The 15,832-nt window shown below is 57.4% G+C and carries 15 protein-coding genes and 1 other annotated feature; of the genes, 6 read left to right on the top strand and 9 right to left on the bottom strand.

Features of this window, described 5'->3' with window-relative positions; genetic code table 11:
* Positions 1-88: 88 nt before the first annotated feature.
* Entirely contained in the window at positions 89-1,108 is a 1,020-nt protein-coding gene (dusB, locus tag DWV57_RS12170) for a tRNA dihydrouridine synthase DusB (RefSeq protein WP_097776466.1), read from the top strand.
* Positions 1,109-1,116: 8 nt separating this feature from the next.
* Here the strand turns inward: dusB and yfbR are convergent, their stop codons facing one another.
* The gene (yfbR, locus tag DWV57_RS12165; RefSeq protein ID WP_118526448.1) at positions 1,117-1,707 is read right to left on the bottom strand and encodes a 5'-deoxynucleotidase; all 591 of its coding nucleotides are present in this window, start codon (positions 1,705-1,707) and stop codon (positions 1,117-1,119) included.
* 131 nt (positions 1,708-1,838) lie between these two features.
* Here yfbR and DWV57_RS12160 point away from each other — a divergent pair, with 131 nt between their 5' ends.
* The 4 genes from DWV57_RS12160 to DWV57_RS12145 all read left to right on the top strand — a co-directional run bounded on the left by DWV57_RS12160 (position 1,839) and on the right by DWV57_RS12145 (position 7,714).
* Positions 1,839-4,226 carry a YfhO family protein gene (locus tag DWV57_RS12160; RefSeq protein WP_120020931.1) on the top strand — a complete coding sequence of 796 codons (2,388 nt, stop codon included), beginning with the start codon at positions 1,839-1,841 and terminating at the stop codon, positions 4,224-4,226.
* Positions 4,227-4,672: 446 nt separating this feature from the next.
* The gene (locus DWV57_RS12155; RefSeq protein WP_118526444.1) at positions 4,673-5,770 is read left to right on the top strand and encodes an ABC transporter substrate-binding protein; all 1,098 of its coding nucleotides are present in this window, start codon (positions 4,673-4,675) and stop codon (positions 5,768-5,770) included.
* Positions 5,771-5,949: 179 nt separating this feature from the next.
* Positions 5,950-6,894: an ABC transporter permease gene (locus DWV57_RS12150; RefSeq protein ID WP_120020930.1), complete on the top strand. Its 945-nt coding sequence runs from the start codon at positions 5,950-5,952 to the stop codon at positions 6,892-6,894.
* A gap of 7 nt (positions 6,895-6,901) precedes the next feature.
* Complete coding sequence (locus DWV57_RS12145) at positions 6,902-7,714, top strand: ATP-binding cassette domain-containing protein (RefSeq protein WP_165853704.1); 813 nt, start codon at positions 6,902-6,904, stop codon at positions 7,712-7,714.
* A 143-nt stretch (positions 7,715-7,857) separates the two neighbouring features.
* Here DWV57_RS12145 and DWV57_RS12140 read toward each other — a convergent pair whose 3' ends face one another.
* The 8 genes from DWV57_RS12140 to DWV57_RS12100 all read right to left on the bottom strand — a co-directional run bounded on the left by DWV57_RS12140 (position 7,858) and on the right by DWV57_RS12100 (position 13,568).
* Positions 7,858-8,091 carry a hypothetical protein gene (locus tag DWV57_RS12140; RefSeq protein WP_005944505.1) on the bottom strand — a complete coding sequence of 78 codons (234 nt, stop codon included), beginning with the start codon at positions 8,089-8,091 and terminating at the stop codon, positions 7,858-7,860.
* Positions 8,092-8,179: 88 nt separating this feature from the next.
* On the bottom strand, positions 8,180-8,995 hold the full coding sequence (locus DWV57_RS12135) for a TatD family hydrolase (protein ID WP_120020929.1): 816 nt from the start codon (positions 8,993-8,995) through the stop codon (positions 8,180-8,182).
* Complete coding sequence (locus DWV57_RS12130) at positions 8,992-9,954, bottom strand: DMT family transporter (RefSeq protein ID WP_120020928.1); 963 nt, start codon at positions 9,952-9,954, stop codon at positions 8,992-8,994. Before DWV57_RS12130 ends, DWV57_RS12135 begins: the two co-directional genes overlap by 4 nt.
* A gap of 6 nt (positions 9,955-9,960) precedes the next feature.
* A complete protein-coding gene (gene metG / locus DWV57_RS12125) occupies positions 9,961-11,958 on the bottom strand; it encodes a methionine--tRNA ligase (protein ID WP_005944502.1) in 1,998 nt (665 codons plus the stop codon).
* Positions 11,959-12,027: 69 nt separating this feature from the next.
* Positions 12,028-12,269: a binding site (T-box leader), on the bottom strand.
* 45 nt (positions 12,270-12,314) lie between these two features.
* The gene (locus DWV57_RS12115; RefSeq protein WP_097775196.1) at positions 12,315-12,617 is read right to left on the bottom strand and encodes a Dabb family protein; all 303 of its coding nucleotides are present in this window, start codon (positions 12,615-12,617) and stop codon (positions 12,315-12,317) included.
* A 74-nt stretch (positions 12,618-12,691) separates the two neighbouring features.
* Positions 12,692-12,910 carry a hypothetical protein gene (locus DWV57_RS12110; RefSeq protein ID WP_120020927.1) on the bottom strand — a complete coding sequence of 73 codons (219 nt, stop codon included), beginning with the start codon at positions 12,908-12,910 and terminating at the stop codon, positions 12,692-12,694.
* A gap of 9 nt (positions 12,911-12,919) precedes the next feature.
* The gene (locus DWV57_RS12105; RefSeq protein WP_120020926.1) at positions 12,920-13,225 is read right to left on the bottom strand and encodes an SdpI family protein; all 306 of its coding nucleotides are present in this window, start codon (positions 13,223-13,225) and stop codon (positions 12,920-12,922) included.
* Positions 13,226-13,244: 19 nt separating this feature from the next.
* Positions 13,245-13,568, bottom strand: a complete 324-nt coding sequence (locus DWV57_RS12100; RefSeq protein WP_120020925.1) for a hypothetical protein — start codon at positions 13,566-13,568, stop codon at positions 13,245-13,247.
* A 1,543-nt stretch (positions 13,569-15,111) separates the two neighbouring features.
* Here DWV57_RS12100 and DWV57_RS12090 point away from each other — a divergent pair.
* Positions 15,112-15,798 carry a F0F1 ATP synthase subunit A gene (locus tag DWV57_RS12090; RefSeq protein ID WP_165853702.1) on the top strand — a complete coding sequence of 229 codons (687 nt, stop codon included), beginning with the start codon at positions 15,112-15,114 and terminating at the stop codon, positions 15,796-15,798.
* The last annotated feature ends 34 nt before the right edge of the window (positions 15,799-15,832 follow it).

The following is a 15,832-nucleotide window of genomic DNA, read 5'->3' as shown; positions in this document are numbered from 1 at the left end:
GGAGAGGGCGAAGCCGCTGCCCGAAATAACAAAAAAGGCTCCTCCCGGTGGAGGAGCCTTTTTAAATCAATCAGATTTGAGGAAACCTATGGAACCTTTGAAGATCGGCAATATCATCCTGCCCCACCGGGCGGTGTTCGGCCCGATGGCGGGCTTTACGGATGCACCCTGCCGCCGCCTGATGGCCCAGCACGGTGCAGGCTTTACTGTGAGCGAAATGGTGTCCAGCCGGGCGCTAGTGTACGGCGACCACAAGACGGTGAGCCTGCTCAAGGCCGAACCCAACGGTGCACCCTATGGCGTGCAGATCTTTGGCGAAGTGCCCGAGATCATGGGCGAAGCCACCGCCGCCATCGAACAGTACGAGTTCGACTTTGTGGATATCAACATGGGCTGCCCGGCCCCCAAGATCGTTTCCGGCGGCGCAGGCAGCAAGCTGATGCTGGACCCGGACCGCTGCGGCCGCATCGTGGAGCAGGTTGTGGCAAATACAAAACGGCCTGTCACCGTGAAAATGCGCAAGGGCTGGGATGCGGACCACATTACCGCAGTGGAGTGTGCCAAGGCCTGTGAGCAGGCCGGCGCAGCCCTCATTGCGGTGCACGCCCGCACCCGGGAGCAGATGTACACCCCGGGCATCGATCCGGAGATCATTGCCCGGGTGAAGGATGCCGTCAAAGTGCCGGTGCTGGGCAACGGCGACATCCACTCGGCTGAGGATGCTGTGTGGATGATGCAGGCCACCGGATGTGACGGTGTGATGATCGCCCGGGGCGCGCTGGGCGACCCGTGGCTCTTTGAGCGGGTGAACGCCGCCATTGAAGGCCTGCCCGCACCCAAGGCACCCAACCTGCAGGCCCGCATGAATGCGCTGCGCCGTCAGGTGGAGGAAATGGTGGAGCAGAAGGGCGAGTTCGTCGCCATGCCGCAGGCCCGCTCTCAGACCATGCACTATATGAAGGGGCTGAAAGGTGCGGCCAATCTGCGCCGCTACTGCTGCACCCTGACCCATCTGGAAGATCTGGACGAGCTGATCGATGCTGTTTTTGAAGAGCAGCGCAAAGCGGGCATCGATCCGGACGACGTGCGCGAGGTGCCGTTTCCGTAAGGGAAATATTACTGCTGCCGGGTCAGCTCATCCAGATTCTGGGTGTAACAGGGCAGACAGTGCTCTATGAACCAGTCGGCTTCCGGGCAGTGCATGGCCTGCAGGGCCGCTTTCTGCTGGGCCAGCGCCGCGTCAAACTCATGGTTGCCGCTGCGCTGCTCCTCCATGCATTTGATGAGGGCGCTCAGCCGGTCGGCGGCCTTCAGCAGGCGCTTTTCCTCGGCGGTGAGCAGTTCCCCGGAGATGAACGGGGACAGCTCTTCGCTCAACTCGTCCGGCAGAAGGCCGGTCATGCAGCGCACGCTCTCGGTTTCCAATGCCTTGTAGGCATCCCGCAGGGTGGGGCTGCTGTACTTGACCGGTGTGGGCATGTCGCCGGTAATGATCTCCGGCGCGTCGTGGTACAGCGCCGCCACTGCTACCGTTTTGGGGCGGCAGGGCGTGCCGGTGTACCGCCGTGCGATCAGACAAAGCATGTGGGCCAGCAGGGCGGTATCGCAGGTGTGCTCGCTGAGAGATTCGGCCCGGGTGGAGTGCATCAGGCTCCAGCGGGTAATGTATTTCATGCGCGCCAGCAGGGCGCTGAACGGGTACAGCATGGCAGCTTCCTCCTTTTTTCTCCAACATACCTGTCCGGCAGAGCGTTGTCAAGCCCTTTTTTCTGCGCAGTGTTCGTGCTATACTAAAACAAACCAACTTTCTGCCGCTTTGGCAGAGAAAAGAGGAAACCATGGAGCGGTCTGGTATTGCCCGGCAGCCGCAGCTGCTGGGACAAAAAAAGGATAAATTCTGGCTGACGGTGGGCCTGTGTGCCCTCACGGCGGCCCTGTTCTTTCTGCCGTTTTATATCATCGACGGCGGCTTTTTCCACTATGCAGGCGATTTCAACAGCCAGCAGATCAGCTTTTACCGCTATATGAACGGCTTTATCAAGGACGCAGGCTACCCGGACAGTGCGTTCACCTCGGTGCACAATACCTTTTCATGGGCTACCGACCTTGGCAGCGGCGTGATGAACGCCTATTCGTTCTACCTGTACGGCTCGCCGTTCTTCTGGTTCTCGCTGCTCTTCCCGCAGGGGTGGCTGCCCTACCTCATGGTGCCGCTGCTGGTGTTCAAGTTTGCCGTGGCGGGCGGCGGTGCGTACCTGTATCTGCGCCGCTACGTCAAAAATATCGACTACGCCGTGCTGGGAGCCTGCCTGTATACCTTCTCCGGCTTTACGGTATACAATGTGTTCTTCAACCACTTTGTAGATGTGGTGGCGCTGTTCCCGTATCTGCTGTGGTCGCTGGACGAGGCCCTTTACAATGACCGCCGCAGCTGGTTTGCGTTCTGGGTGGCGGTGAACCTTGTCAACAACTACTTCTTCTTCATCGGTCAGGTGGTGTTTCTGGCCATCTACTTCATCTGCAAGCTCAGCACAAGGGACTTCCGTCTCACTGCAAAAAAGTTTGGCCTGCTTGCATTTGAAAGCCTGCTGGGCGTTGCCATGGGCAGCATCCTGCTGGTGCCTGCGGTGCTCTCCATTTTGCAGAACCCGCGCACCATCGACCTTTCCTCCGGCTGGGGTTTTCTGACCTACAGCAAGGTGCAGCAGTACCTTGCAATTCTCGTCAGCTGGATCATGCCGCCGGATTCTCCCTACCTCACATCCATCTGGTCGGAGGGCGTGATCAAGTGGACCAGCATGTCGGCCTATCTGCCGCTGTGCAGTCTGGCCGGTGCCGTGGCCTACTGGAAAGCAAATTGCGGCGACAGTAAAAAGCGCATCGTGGGCACCTGCGCCGTGTTCGCGCTGGTGCCCATCCTGAACAGTGCGTTCTACGCCCTCAATTCCAGCTACTATGCGCGCTGGTACTATATGCCGGTGCTGGTGCTGGCCGCAATGACCGTGAACGCGCTGGAAGACCACAACACCGATCTGGACAGCCCGGCCCGCGGCATCAGCTGGCTGATGATCGCCACGGTGGCCTTTGCGGTGGTGCCGGTAAAGGACAGCGACACGGGCAGCTGGTCGTTCGGCGTGCTCAAGAACCCCGGTCAGTACTGTGCGGTGCTGGGCTTTGGCCTGCTGGGCCTGCTGTTGTACCGCTATCTCTGCCAGAAGTGGCGGGGCGACAGCCGCTTTGCCCAGCGCATGACGGCGGCAGTGCTGGCGTTTGCCTTCCTGTTCAGCGTGGTGCACATCGGCATTGGCAAGTTCGGCCAGTGGTATACCGACAGCGACCTTGTGAAGCAGGACACAAGCGCCCTGCTGCTGAAAAACGACCTGCCTGAAGGCGATTACCGCGTGGATACGTACAAGATCCACGACAACATCGGCATGTGGCTGGATAAGAGCTGCCTGCAGTATTTTGGCAGCACGGCGGCCCCCAGCATCCTCAGCTTCTACCCGGCGCTGGGGGTCAAGCGGGATGTGCGCAGTGAGCCGGAGCTTTCCAATTATGCACTGCGGGGCCTTTTGAGTGTGGAGTACCTTATCACCACGCCGGAAAAGCAGACCGACTTTGAAAACGAAGCCGACGACGGCTGGGAATATGCCTTTGCAAAGGACGGCTATGCGGTCTACCGCAACACGAACTACGTGCCCATGGGCTTTGCCTATGATTATTACCTCACCCAGACCGAGTACGAAGAAACAGCCAAGGCCACCCGCGCAAACCTCCTGATGCGTGCACTGGTGCTTACCGACGAGGATGCTGCAGTCTACGGCAAGTACCTCACCCATCTGCCGGAAGGCAGACGGGAGGAGCTGTACTATGAGTCCTACGTGCAGGACTGCCGCGAGCGCCGTGCCACGGTTGCCAGTGTGTTCCAGATGAACAATTCGGGCTTCCACGCCGAGATCACGCTGGAAAAAGAGAACCTCGTGTTCTTCTCCGTGCCTTACGATGACGGCTTTACGGCCTATGTCAACGGGCAGGAGGCCGACATTGTGGAGGTGGACGAGGGATTGATGGCTGTGCTGTGCCCGGCAGGTGAAAACAGCATCGATTTTGTCTACCAGCCCGACGGCATCCGGCTGAGCCATGCGCTGACTTTGGGCGGCATTGTGGTATGGCTGGCGTACACGGCGTACTTCGTCTGGCGCAAGCGTCGCACAAAGCGGGCTTGATGCACGGAAGAATGACTTTGTGCTGCAGAAAAAAGAAATTTTTGAAATTTCCCCTTGACTTTATGCCAATAAAGTGTATAATGCAATCAAACCGATGAGGCGGAAGAGAACCTGCACAGCGCATCTTCAGTGAGCCCGGACAGTGAAAACGGGCGAGAGCGGGGCAGAGCTTCGTGGGCCGCCGAGGGCCGGGCAAATGGGCAGCAAGCCTTAGTAGCTTTGGACGGAAGTCTCCGTTACAGGACAGGGGAGTGTTGGCTCTCCGTGAGAGGCTCTGCAGTTTGCAAAGCAGGGCAAGCAAGGTGGCACCGCAGAATCGAACTTTACCGATCCTGTCCTTGTGGATAACACACAGGGACAGGGTCGTTTTTATTTGTAAGACCCGTCCCGCAAGGGGAGCGGGTCTTTTACTTTTGCCGCCCGCTCCGGGAAAGGAGTTTACTGTTATGAAAAACGTTACCATGATCTCCCGCCGCAGCTTCCTCAAGGCCGCTATGGCTGCTTCCGCCGTTTCTGCACTGGCATTCACCGGCTGCGGCGGCTCCGCTTCCAGCACCGTGGCTGCATCTTCCACCGCTTCTTCCGCTGCCGCTTCCGCAGCAGCCGAGGGCGGCCAGACCTTCAAGGTGGGCATCGTCAACTATGTGGATCATGCTTCCCTCAACCAGATCGTGGAATCTGTGGAGAGCCGTCTGGATGAGCTGGGCGCTGAGAAGGGCGTTACCTTCGACTACGCCGACTACTACGCAAATGCACAGGCTGACCAGTCCAACCTGAACCAGATCGGTGCCGACCTCGTAGGGGACGGCGTGGATGTGATCGTGGCTGTGGCTACCCCCACCGCCGCAACCATGCTGGCCGCTGTGGAGGATACCGATATCCCCGTTGTCTACTCTGCTGTCACCGACCCCGCTGCTGCAGGCTTTGACGGCGAGGAGAACATCACCGGTACCTCCGACGCACTGAACACCGAGGCCATCATGAACCTGATCACCGCTGTCAACCCGGATATTGACACCATTGGCCTGCTGTACGACCTGAGTCAGGATGCCTCCACCCAGGCCATTGCCGATGCCAAGGCTTTCTGTGATGCCAACGGCATCAAGTACATTGAGAAGAACGGAACCACCACCGCTGAGGTGCAGATGGCGGCTGAGGCTTTGATCGCCGCCGGCGTCAAGGCCGTGTTCACCCCCACCGACAACACCGTGATGACCGCAGAGCTGTCCATCTACGAGACCTTTACCGAGGCAGGCGTGCAGCACTACACCGGTGCCGACAGCTTTGCACTGAACGGGGCCTTTGTGGGCTACGGCGTGGATTACGTCCAGCTGGGCGAAGCCACTGCCGACATGGTGGCGGAGATCCTCTGCGACGGCAAAACTACCGCAGACCTGCCCTACCAGACCTTTGACAACGGCATCGTCACCATCAACACCGAGACCTGCGAAGCGCTGGGCCTTGACCTTGACACCGTGAAGGAGGCCTTCAAGCCCTACTGCACCGAGATCGTGGAAGTGACCACCGCAGAGAACTTCTCTTAAAAAAGTACCCTCTCAGGCAAAACCTGACGGTTTTGCCAGCTCCCCCGAAGGGGGAGCTTTTGGCGGTTCTGAGGAAAGGTTCTGTTTATAAAACCTTCCCGTGAAAATGGAATACCGGAGCGTCCGCAGACGCCATTTTAAATCGTCCAATCAAAAAGAAACATAAAAGGAGCACACACATGCTGGCGAGTATCTTTTCGCTCAACGTCCTACAGACGGCGCTGGAACTGGGCTGTATCTATGCCCTGGTGGCGCTGGCACTGTTCCTGAGCTATTCCATCCTGAACATTGCAGACCTTTCCACTGACGGCTGCTTCACGCTGGGCTGCGCCGTGGCCTGTCAGGTAGCACTGACCGGCCACCCCATTCTGGCCCTGTTCGCAGCCATGGCGGCAGGCGTGTGCTCCGGCTTTGTTACGGCTTTTCTGCAGACCCGCCTTGGCGTGGAGAGCATCATGGCAGGCATCATCGTCAACACCGGCCTTTACACCATCAATCTGGCCGTGATGGGCTTTTCCTCCACCATGTCGCTGGTCAAGACCGACACTGTTTTCTCGCTGGCAAAAGGCCCGCTGAGCTTCCTTGGCGGCTGGTATAAGCTGGCCATCGCGCTGGTCATCATCGTGCTTGCAGGCGCGGCGATGCTGGGCTTCCTCGGCACCCGTCTGGGCCTGTCCATCCGCGCCACCGGCGATAATGCCGCCATGGTGCGCGCTTCCAGCATCAACCCGGCTTTCACCATCACGGTGGGCCTGTGCGTTTCCGGCGCATTGTGCGCCCTCTCCGGCGGCCTGCTGGCACAGTATCAGAAGAGCTGCGATATCAATGTGGGCACCGGCATGGTGACCATCGCACTGGCTTCCCTCATCATCGGCGAGACATTGCTTGGCAAGCGCACCATGCCGCGCCGCATCATCGGCGTGGTGTTCGGCAGCTGCCTGTACCGTTTTATCGTGGCTGTGGCCCTGCGCTTCAATGTGCCCGCCGCCGCCATGAAGCTGGTGTCCGCCATCATCGTGGCCATCGCCATTTCGATGCCGGCCATCAAGGAAAAAATCGCCTTTGAGCAGCGCAAGCATGGGGCCTGCCGCCGCCGCGTAACTACCGGCAAGGAGGGAAAGTAAAATGGAAATGCTTCAGCTGAACGATCTGCACAAGACCTTCAACCCCGGCACGGTCAATGAAAAAGTGGCCCTGAACGGTGTCAGCCTGCACATGGAAGCCGGGGACTTTGCCACCATCGTGGGCTCCAACGGCGCGGGCAAATCCACCCTGTTCAACGCCATCACCGGCGGCTTCATCGCCGACGAGGGCAGCATCCTGCTGGGCGGACAGGATATCACCTTTGCGCCGGAGCACCAGCGCAGCAAGGTCATCGGCCACCTGTTTCAGGACCCGCTCAAGGGCACGGCACCCAACATGACCATTGAGGAAAACCTTGCGCTGGCCTATCTGCGTGCCGGCACCGCGCCCCACGCCATCTTCTCCCGCATCTCCCGCAAGGACAAGGAAGTGTTCCGCGAAAAGCTGGCGCTGCTGGATATGGGCCTTGAGGACCGGATGAAGCAGCCGGTGGGACTGCTTTCCGGCGGTCAGCGGCAGGCGCTGACCCTGCTCATGGCCACCCTCGTCACCCCCAAGCTGCTGCTGCTGGACGAGCACACCGCCGCACTGGACCCCGCCACCGCCGAAAAGGTGCTGGAGCTGACCAAGAGCATCGTGGCCGAAAAGAAGATCACCTGCCTGATGGTCACCCACAATATGCATCAGGCATTGGAGCTGGGCAACCGCACCCTGATGATGGATTCCGGCCGCATCGTCTTTGACGTGAAGGGCGAGGAACGCAGCCGGATGACCGTGGACGGCCTGCTTGAAAAGTTCCGCGAGAATGCCGGCAAGAATCTGGATAACGACCGCATCCTGCTGAGTAAAGTGGAAAAGTGACCTGGACAGAAAAGCACAGCCCCGACAGACCATGCAGTCTGCCGGGGCTGTATTTTTGCGGGAGCACACCGCAGGAAAAATGGCCCCTGAAACAGCAAATCCCCCCTGCGCAGATGCACAGAGGGGATTTTAAATATCGGAAATTACTGAACGTATTCGACCGTGTACTCGAAGCCGTACTCTTCCTGCAGCTTCTTCACCTCGGCCTCGCAGTCCTCGATGAAGGTGGGGGCGTAGACGGAAGCGCCATTGTGGGCCTTCTTGTAGTCCTCAACGATCTGCTGCAGCTTTGCCCAGCCCTCGTTGGCCTTGTTCTGGTCGATGCTGTCGGGGAAGTTGATGATGAACTCGCGGTGCTTAGGAATACGTGCTTTCATGGTAGGTTCTCCTTATAACAGTTTGGATTTTGATTGTTGATTTATACAGAAGCACAGAGAAAAACCTGTGCAACTTGCGAAAAACGGATCACAGCCCGTATACCCGGCGGGCATTTTCGGCTGTGGTGCGGAACACCTCTTCCACAGAGATGCCCCGCAGCTGGGCGATATACTCGCCCACATAGCGGATGAGGGAGCTGTCACAGCGGGTGCCGCGCACCGGCTCCGGTGCCATGTAGGGGCAGTCGGTCTCCAGCACGATGCTTTCCAGCGGCAGGGCGCTGATGGCTTTTGCCGCCCGCTTGGCACCCTTGAAGGTGCACGCCCCGCCAAAACCGATGAACAGTCCCTGTTTTGCCAGCCACACCGCGTCGTCGGCACTGCCGGAATAGCAGTGGACGATGCCCTTGGGCTGGTATTTTTTGAGCAGGGCGTAAACGTCGGCGTGGGCGTTGCGGTCGTGCACGATGATGGGTTTGTCCAGCTCCAGCGCCAGCCGGATGTGTGCCTCAAACATGGCCAGCTGGGCATCCTTGGGCACAGGCCAGTGGTAGTCCAGCCCGCACTCCCCCACTGCCACCACCTTGGGGTCCTCGTAATACAGGGCCAGAGCGCGCATCTCTGCGGCCCAGTCTCCGCCGTACACCGAGACCGTAGGAGCCGGGCCTTCCTCGCCGCAGTCGGCGGCGGGCAGCAGGCTTTCCGGGTGGATGCCAACAGCTGCCACCACCCACGGGTAGCGGTGCGCCAGCTCCAGCACTTTGGGTGCATCCCCGGAGTGGGTGGCCTGTTCACACACGCCCACCACGCCCTTGCCGGGCAGGCTGTCCAGCAGGAAATCGCGGTCTGCGTCAAAAGCGCGGGCACTGTAGTGCGCGTGGGTGTCAAAAATGGGGCCGGTCATTTGCCCTCCTTTTTGGCGGGGGCCTTGTTCACCAGCCAGATGCCCACACACACGAACACCAGCGCCGCCAGATACTGCCAGCGGAACAGGGGTTCGCCGTTGAGCACGACGCTCAGCAGCACGTTGACCACCGGGTTCACGAAGCCAAAGATGGCAATGCGGCTGACCGGGTTGTTCTTCATCAGCAGGGCCCACAGCACATAGCCTGCCCCGCAGATGAAGGCCAGATACAGCATGACCACCACCGCCAGTGCGCTCTGCACATGGAGACTGCCGCCCAGCACAGTGCCCAGCACGAACAGTGCCAGACCGCCCACGAACAGGTTGATGAAGCAGACGGCAAAGCTGTCTGCTTTTTTGGTCACGGATTTGTTCCACGGGCCGGACAGGGTAAAGATGATGGTAGCGGCCATCATGCAGAACACGCCCCAGCCGCTTCCGCTGCCGTGGTTGCCCAGCGTGCCGATGAGCACGCCCGCAAAGCCGATGACACAGCCCAGCGTTTTGGCAGCGGTCATGCGGTCGGCGTTGCCGTAGATGAAATGGGCAAAAATCACGCCCAGAAAGCTCTGGGTGCTGTTCAGGATACCGCCAAAGGCACCCGTGAGCATGGCAACAGCGATGTAATAGAATGCGTACTGGGTCGTGGTCTGCCACAGGCCCAGAGCACAGCACTCCGCTGCCACTTTGCTGCGGGGAAACTTGGGCAGGCGGCTCTGCAACAGAACACTGCCCAGAAGCACCAGAAAGCTGCCCAGCATGAACCGCACACCGGCAAAGCAGAAGATGGAGGCGGTGCTGCCGGAATCAATGGAGAACAGCCGGTAGCCCAGCTTGATGAAGGGGAAGGCCGAGCCCCACAGCACATTGCAGAAGATGGCCAGCAGCACGGCAAACACCGGCGTGCCGAAAATTTTATCCAGCCATTCCGCGTGGGAAAGCGTTTTGTTTTCCTGCATGGCGGCTCAGTGGATGCGGCTGCCTACGGGGGTGTCGTCGCCGTAGAAAGCGATGGAGCAGCCGCCGTCGGCGGTATCAGCAGCAAAGATCATGCCCTCGCTGACGTACTTGCCCTTCATCATCGGGCGGGGAGCCAGATTGCACACAATGCCGATCTTCTTACCGATCAGGTCTTCCGGCTTGAACCACTTTGCAATGCCGGAAAGGATGCAGCGCTCCCGCTCGCCGTCGAACACGGTCAGGTGCAGCAGCTTCTTGCTCTCCTTCAGGTTCTCGCAGGCGCGCACCTCGGCCACGCGCAGCTCCACCTTGCAGAAGGTGTCAAAGTCGATCTCTTCCTCGTGGGTAAAGTCCACGGTGCTCTCCTCGGCGGGGGCGGCAGCCTTCTTCTCTGCTTCGGCCTTGGCCTTGTTGGCAGCTTCGGCAGCGGCCTTGCGTTTCTCGTCCTCTTCCTTCAGGTGGGCAATTTCCTTTGCCACATCGATGCGGGGGAACAGTGCCTCGCCCTTGTGCACGGTGTAGGTCTCCTGTGCGCCGTAGGTGGTCTTGGTCAGGTCCAGAGCAGATGCGTCCAGACCCAGCTGTTCCATCATCTTGGGTGCGGTGGTGGGCAGGTATGCGTTCAGCAGGATGCCGCACACGCGCAGTGCCTCGCACAGGTGGTACAGCACGCTCTCCAGACGGGCCTTGTTGGCCTCGTCCTTGGCCAGCGCCCAGGGTGCGGTCTCGTCGATGTACTTGTTGGCGCGCTGGATGACCGCAAAGATCTCCATCAGGGCCTGCGGGATGGTCAGGCTGTCCATGTCGGCCGTGACCTTGGCGGTCAGCTCGTTGACCATGGTCTCCAGCTCGGTGTCAATGGCCTCGGTACCGGCCACATTGTGCACGGTGCCGCCGAAGTACTTCTCGCACATGGCGACCGTGCGGCTGAGCAGGTTGCCCAAATCGTTCGCCAGATCGCTGTTGATGCGGGTGATCAGGGCTTCGTTGGTGAACATGCCATCGTTGCCGAAGGGAATCTCACGCAGCAGGAAGTAGCGGATGGCATCCACGCCGTAGCGGTCGCACAGGATCACAGGGTCCACCACGTTGCCCACGGACTTGGACATCTTGCCGCCGTTCATCAGCAGCCAGCCGTGGCCGAACACCCGTTTGGGCAGGGGCAGATCCAGAGCCATCAGCATGGCGGGCCACAGAATGGTGTGGAAACGCAGGATCTCCTTGCCCACCATGTGAAGGTCGGCAGGCCAGAACTTGTCGTAGTCGTGATATTTTTCGTTACCGTAGCCCAGCGCGGAGATATAGTTGCTCAGGGCGTCCACCCACACATACATGGTGTGCTTGGGGTCGAAGGGCACGGGGATGCCCCACTTCACGGAGGTGCGGGACACGCAGGTGTCCTGCAGGCCCTGCTTGATGAAGGCGATCATCTCGTTCTTGCGGCTCTCAGGCTGGATGAACTGGGGGTTCTCCTCGTAGAGCTTCAGCAGGCGGTCGGCATACTTGCTGGTCTTGAAGAAGTAGGCTTCCTCGTGTGCGTCGTACACTTCGCGGCCGCAATCGGGGCACTTGCCGTCCACCAGCTGGCTGTCGGTCCAGAAGCTCTCGCAGGGCTTGCAGTAGTGGCCGATGTACTCGCCCTTGTAGATGTCGCCCTGCTCATACAGCTTGGTGAAAATTTTCTGGCAGGACTCCATGTGGTAGTCGTCGGTGGTGCGGATGAAGCGGTCGTAGCTGACGTCCAGCAGCTTCCACAGATCCTTGACGGTGGCTACGATCTTGTCCACATACTCCTTGGGGGTCACACCGGCATCGGCAGCCTTGTCCTGAATTTTCTGGCCGTGCTCGTCGGTGCCGGTCAGGAACATGACGTCATAGCCCTGCATCCGCTTGAAGCGTGCCAGTGCGTCGCAGGCGACAGTGGTATAGCTGTGGCCGATGTGCAGCTTGTCGCTGGGGTAGTAGATGGGAGTGGTGATGTAGAATGTCTTGTGCTCACTCATAGGTTGATACTCTTCCTTTCCTGATTTGGCGGGGGACGAAAAAAGCCCTCATCCTGCCGGACTGAGCCGGACAAGGACGAGAGCCTGAAACTTTCGTGGTACCACCTTGCTTCGCCGCACCCTTGCGGGCGCAGCCTTTTGCCGGGCCAAAAAGCACGGCGCAGCGCGGTAACGGGCGCACCCGTCGCAGGCTCAATTTTCACCTGCGCAGCTCCGAGACCATCTTCGGCATCGCGCGGCCTGCCCGGTTCCATCCTTCGGGCTTTCTGTCAGGCGCAGACGGTGCGTACTCTTCTCTTCACAGCCAATTTACACTGTTATGTCTATAATACGCAAAAACGGTGGGTTTGTCAACATTAAATCTCGTAATCCAGACAGAACCGTGCCTTGGTGTAGGGCCGCACCTTGCCGTCGGCCACAGCCACATGGGCGGGATGGACGGAGTAGCCCTTGAGGGCCTCGGCGCTTTCAAAGGTGGTGTCCAGCATCAGGTCGGCGGTGGAAGAGGGGAGACCGTTGATGTTGACATGCACTTCCACAAGGCCGGGGATCTTGCCGGCCAGACTTTCCAGCCCCTCTTTGATGCCTGCCTTGACGGCGGCTTTTTCGGCATCGGACAGTTCGTCCTTCAGCTGCCAAAGGATCACATGCTTGACCATAATAAAATACCTCCTGCGTTTTTTCTCATTGTAGCAGGATGAGAAAACGAACGCAAGAGGAAAGCTGCAAAGTATTATTGGGGTGCGAACAGCAGCACCACCAGAAGTACGGCACAGAGCACCGAAAGCCCAATGCCTTCCAGCCGGGTGAGCTTGATGTATTTTTCTGTTGGTTCGGTCTGCGTATACCGCCCACGGTCATGCAGGGCAATGGCATCCTCCGGCTGCAGTGCCATAAAAATGCCGAAGCCGATGCCGAAAAGTGCGACTAAAATCGAAAAGATAACTTCCATGGAACCCCCTCACTTTTTGTCGTCCTTGCTCAAGAGATAGCACAGATGCGAGATCAGCAGAACAACACTGAACACGAGCGCCGCCACCATCAAAATGGAATTCAGCGGCTTCACCTTGGGCAGAAAAATGTTGACCAGATAGAGTGCACCGCAAAGGATCGACAGGATGCCGAAGGATCTGTGGAAGTGCTGCTTTTCGTCCTCGCTGCTCCAGCCGGTGCCGGTGCCATTGTACAGGTCCCGGATGCCGCGGTATAAAAACAGCACACCCAGCGCGGCGTTCAGCCAATCCCAGTCCGAAAGATTCAAATTCATGGTGGCCCCTTTCCGGCTGTCAATCCGCACTATGGTTCCAGCTTTCGTAGGCGACAAGATAGATCAGATCTGCCACAATCCAGATGATGCTGAGGACACGGTGAAGCAGAGTGGCCGGGTCCAACAGGAGAAGAGTGAAGAAAATCACAGCATTGCACATGAAAAGGACGCCGTTTTTCTTCTGCCACATAGCACGGTATTCCGGATCGCGGTCGTACTGGTTGAAAAAGGTATGGATGAGCGGGTCTTTGCCCAGCAGGTCCCGCAGGCCCATCCAGAATGCAAAGATGCCCAAAACAAGATGCATCAGGTTCAGCCGATCAAACGTAAATACAATCTGCATAAAATGCACCTCCTTTTTCACCATTATACCATAGGGGGGGTGGAAACACAAGGACGGTATTCAACCGCGCAGCGTAAAATTTGCACAAATCGGGCATCAACTGCTGGTTGAAAAAGTACAAAATAAAACCAGCCGGACGAGGCGGTTGCAAGCCCTCGTCCGGCTGGATACTTACTTCTTCGGAGTCATAAGCCTCTTCTCCTTGGGGTTCCTCATTTTCGGAGTAAACGTTTCATAGGGTGACTCTCCTTAGAAACTACTGGAAACTGAGAATCTATTTCAAGGGGACGAATTTACTTAGTACATTGGATTGACCCTTCTCTTAACTGATGGAGTGCGGCACCGAGATTCGGAAGATGAATTTCATATTACCACATTCTTTCGAGTTAGATTCGCTAGGGGCAAACTACTTAGTACATTGGTAGAACTCCTTTTTTGCTATTCAAATAATGTTCTCCGTACAAAAGATACCTTCATAGGAATCATCTCCGGCGGATCTATTTGAATCGCTGGGGGTTAAGTTTATCGACAGGTTGTCGTGTAATCGCATTTTTGATGCTCAAGACTGGCTCATTTTTGTTGTGTTTTTATACGGGGGAAACATCCCGTCTGTGGTGAGCCTCTATTTTGCTTCTCAGCGAATCCCGACAGCCTGTCCAAACTGTGCGGGTTCCATATCGACCATCGGTCTCGCTCCTTTCTGCTTCAAGTCAGCGGGATTAGCTCTCTCTTGAGCTTCTGCTGTACTTCTCTGGTTTCTGGCTTTATTATACATATTTCTGATCGATTTGTCTATTCGCAGAGTGCACAAGGATAGAAACATATAATTGTGCAGTTCTTGAAAAATAGCAGATAGAACGTGCAAAATGCTGCTTTCTGCGCGGTGTGTCCGGGCAATCAGACCCTTTGGAGAGGAACTCTGTGCCCTGCAGGGAGGGCTGCCGAGGAAGTCACGACGAAAAGCAGATGCTGTACTGCGGGCCGCTTGCCCGTGCCATCTTCCGGCTGGTGTTCCGCCGCGGCGCAAAACAGGAGGACTGACAGATTTTAGATATGCAGTTATAATAAATATGTATAAGAGCGGGTGTAATCCCAGACGAGACACCTATACGAATTTTATATATCGGGCATATAAAGTATGTACAATGGGGCATTTTTGATGGAAATATTTCCCGGAATGCCCTGAAAAAGCCATTGAAACCTAAGAATTGGCTAAGAAATTTGTGGAAAAAGTACATGCGAAGAGTGCTTTGTTGGACAAGATGCACAACTTTTTTAATATATCAATGCAGTAGAATCACCTAAAATGTAGAATGTGCACAAAGCCACTTGCCAATTTTCGTCAATCGTACTATCATACACAACGAAAAAAGACGAAGTGACCCGTGCAGGAGGGAGGGTGTGACCGGACAGAGCCGAACACCTTCCTTACTTTTTTCACAAAGCTGCGCCTTTCTTCGAGCGATAAGAAGGACGCTGTGCCGCACACCGGCATGGCACCTTGCCCCCAAAATCCCATTCTTCAGGAAGGAGGAAAAATAAATTGAGCAATCTGACCAAAGCCCTGATGGAAGAACTGACTGTCGAGTACGTCAAGGTCGGCCCGATGCAGATCCCGGAATCCGTGGTCATCAGTTGGGTGATCATGCTGATCGTCGTCATCGGCTCGATCCTGCTTACCCGGAACCTGAAGGTGGACCATATTAGCAAGCGTCAGGCTGTGCTGGAAATGGCCTACACCGCAGGCAACGATTTCTTTGTAGGTCTGCTGGGCGAAAAAAATAAGTGCTATGTGCCGTATCTGGTGACCGTAGCCATCTACATCGCCTTCTCGAACCTGATCGGTGTGTTCGGTGTCAAGCCCCCCACGAAGGATCTGGACGTGACCGCAGCGCTGGCGCTGATGAGCATTGTGCTGATCGAGGGTGCCGGCATCCGTGCACGCGGCGGCGTTGGCTTTCTCAAGAGCCTTGCCGCTCCCACCCCGGTCATGACCCCCATGAACATCCTCGAGATCGCCATCCGCCCCACCAGCCTGTGCATGCGACTGTTCGGCAATGTGCTGGGCGCATTTGTTATCATGGAGCTGATCAAGCTCGTGGTGCCTGTGTTCGTCCCGGCGGTGTTCAGCCTGTACTTTGACCTGTTCGATGGTCTGATTCAGACCTACGTGTTCGTGTTCCTGACTTCGCTGTTCATGAAAGAGACCATCGGCGATGAAGAGGAATAAACCAAAACTTTTACTTATTTCAAATGAAAAAGGA

This window comes from Faecalibacterium sp. AF10-46, assembly GCF_003604105.1.
Taxonomy (GTDB): Bacteria; Bacillota; Clostridia; order Oscillospirales; family Ruminococcaceae; genus Faecalibacterium; species Faecalibacterium taiwanense.
Note: the sequence above shows the minus strand (reverse complement) of the source record. Positions and strands in the feature narration are given on the sequence as shown.

Excerpts from the sequence above, each read along its gene's own strand:
- DWV57_RS12110 (WP_120020927.1), bottom strand. The coding sequence starts at position 12,910 with ATGGAAGTTATCTTTTCGATTTTAGTCGCACTTTTCGGCATCGGCTTC.
- DWV57_RS12100 (WP_120020925.1), bottom strand. The coding sequence starts at position 13,568 with ATGCAGATTGTATTTACGTTTGATCGGCTGAACCTGATGCATCTTGTT.
- yfbR (WP_118526448.1), bottom strand. The coding sequence starts at position 1,707 with ATGCTGTACCCGTTCAGCGCCCTGCTGGCGCGCATGAAATACATTACC.
- dusB (WP_097776466.1), top strand. The coding sequence starts at position 89 with ATGGAACCTTTGAAGATCGGCAATATCATCCTGCCCCACCGGGCGGTG.
- DWV57_RS12160 (WP_120020931.1), top strand. The coding sequence starts at position 1,839 with ATGGAGCGGTCTGGTATTGCCCGGCAGCCGCAGCTGCTGGGACAAAAA.
- DWV57_RS12140 (WP_005944505.1), bottom strand. The coding sequence starts at position 8,091 with ATGAAAGCACGTATTCCTAAGCACCGCGAGTTCATCATCAACTTCCCC.
- DWV57_RS12135 (WP_120020929.1), bottom strand. The coding sequence starts at position 8,995 with ATGACCGGCCCCATTTTTGACACCCACGCGCACTACAGTGCCCGCGCT.
- DWV57_RS12145 (WP_165853704.1), top strand. The coding sequence starts at position 6,902 with ATGCTTCAGCTGAACGATCTGCACAAGACCTTCAACCCCGGCACGGTC.
- metG (WP_005944502.1), bottom strand. The coding sequence starts at position 11,958 with ATGAGTGAGCACAAGACATTCTACATCACCACTCCCATCTACTACCCC.
- DWV57_RS12150 (WP_120020930.1), top strand. The coding sequence starts at position 5,950 with ATGCTGGCGAGTATCTTTTCGCTCAACGTCCTACAGACGGCGCTGGAA.
- DWV57_RS12130 (WP_120020928.1), bottom strand. The coding sequence starts at position 9,954 with ATGCAGGAAAACAAAACGCTTTCCCACGCGGAATGGCTGGATAAAATT.
- DWV57_RS12105 (WP_120020926.1), bottom strand. The coding sequence starts at position 13,225 with ATGAATTTGAATCTTTCGGACTGGGATTGGCTGAACGCCGCGCTGGGT.
- DWV57_RS12155 (WP_118526444.1), top strand. The coding sequence starts at position 4,673 with ATGAAAAACGTTACCATGATCTCCCGCCGCAGCTTCCTCAAGGCCGCT.
- DWV57_RS12115 (WP_097775196.1), bottom strand. The coding sequence starts at position 12,617 with ATGGTCAAGCATGTGATCCTTTGGCAGCTGAAGGACGAACTGTCCGAT.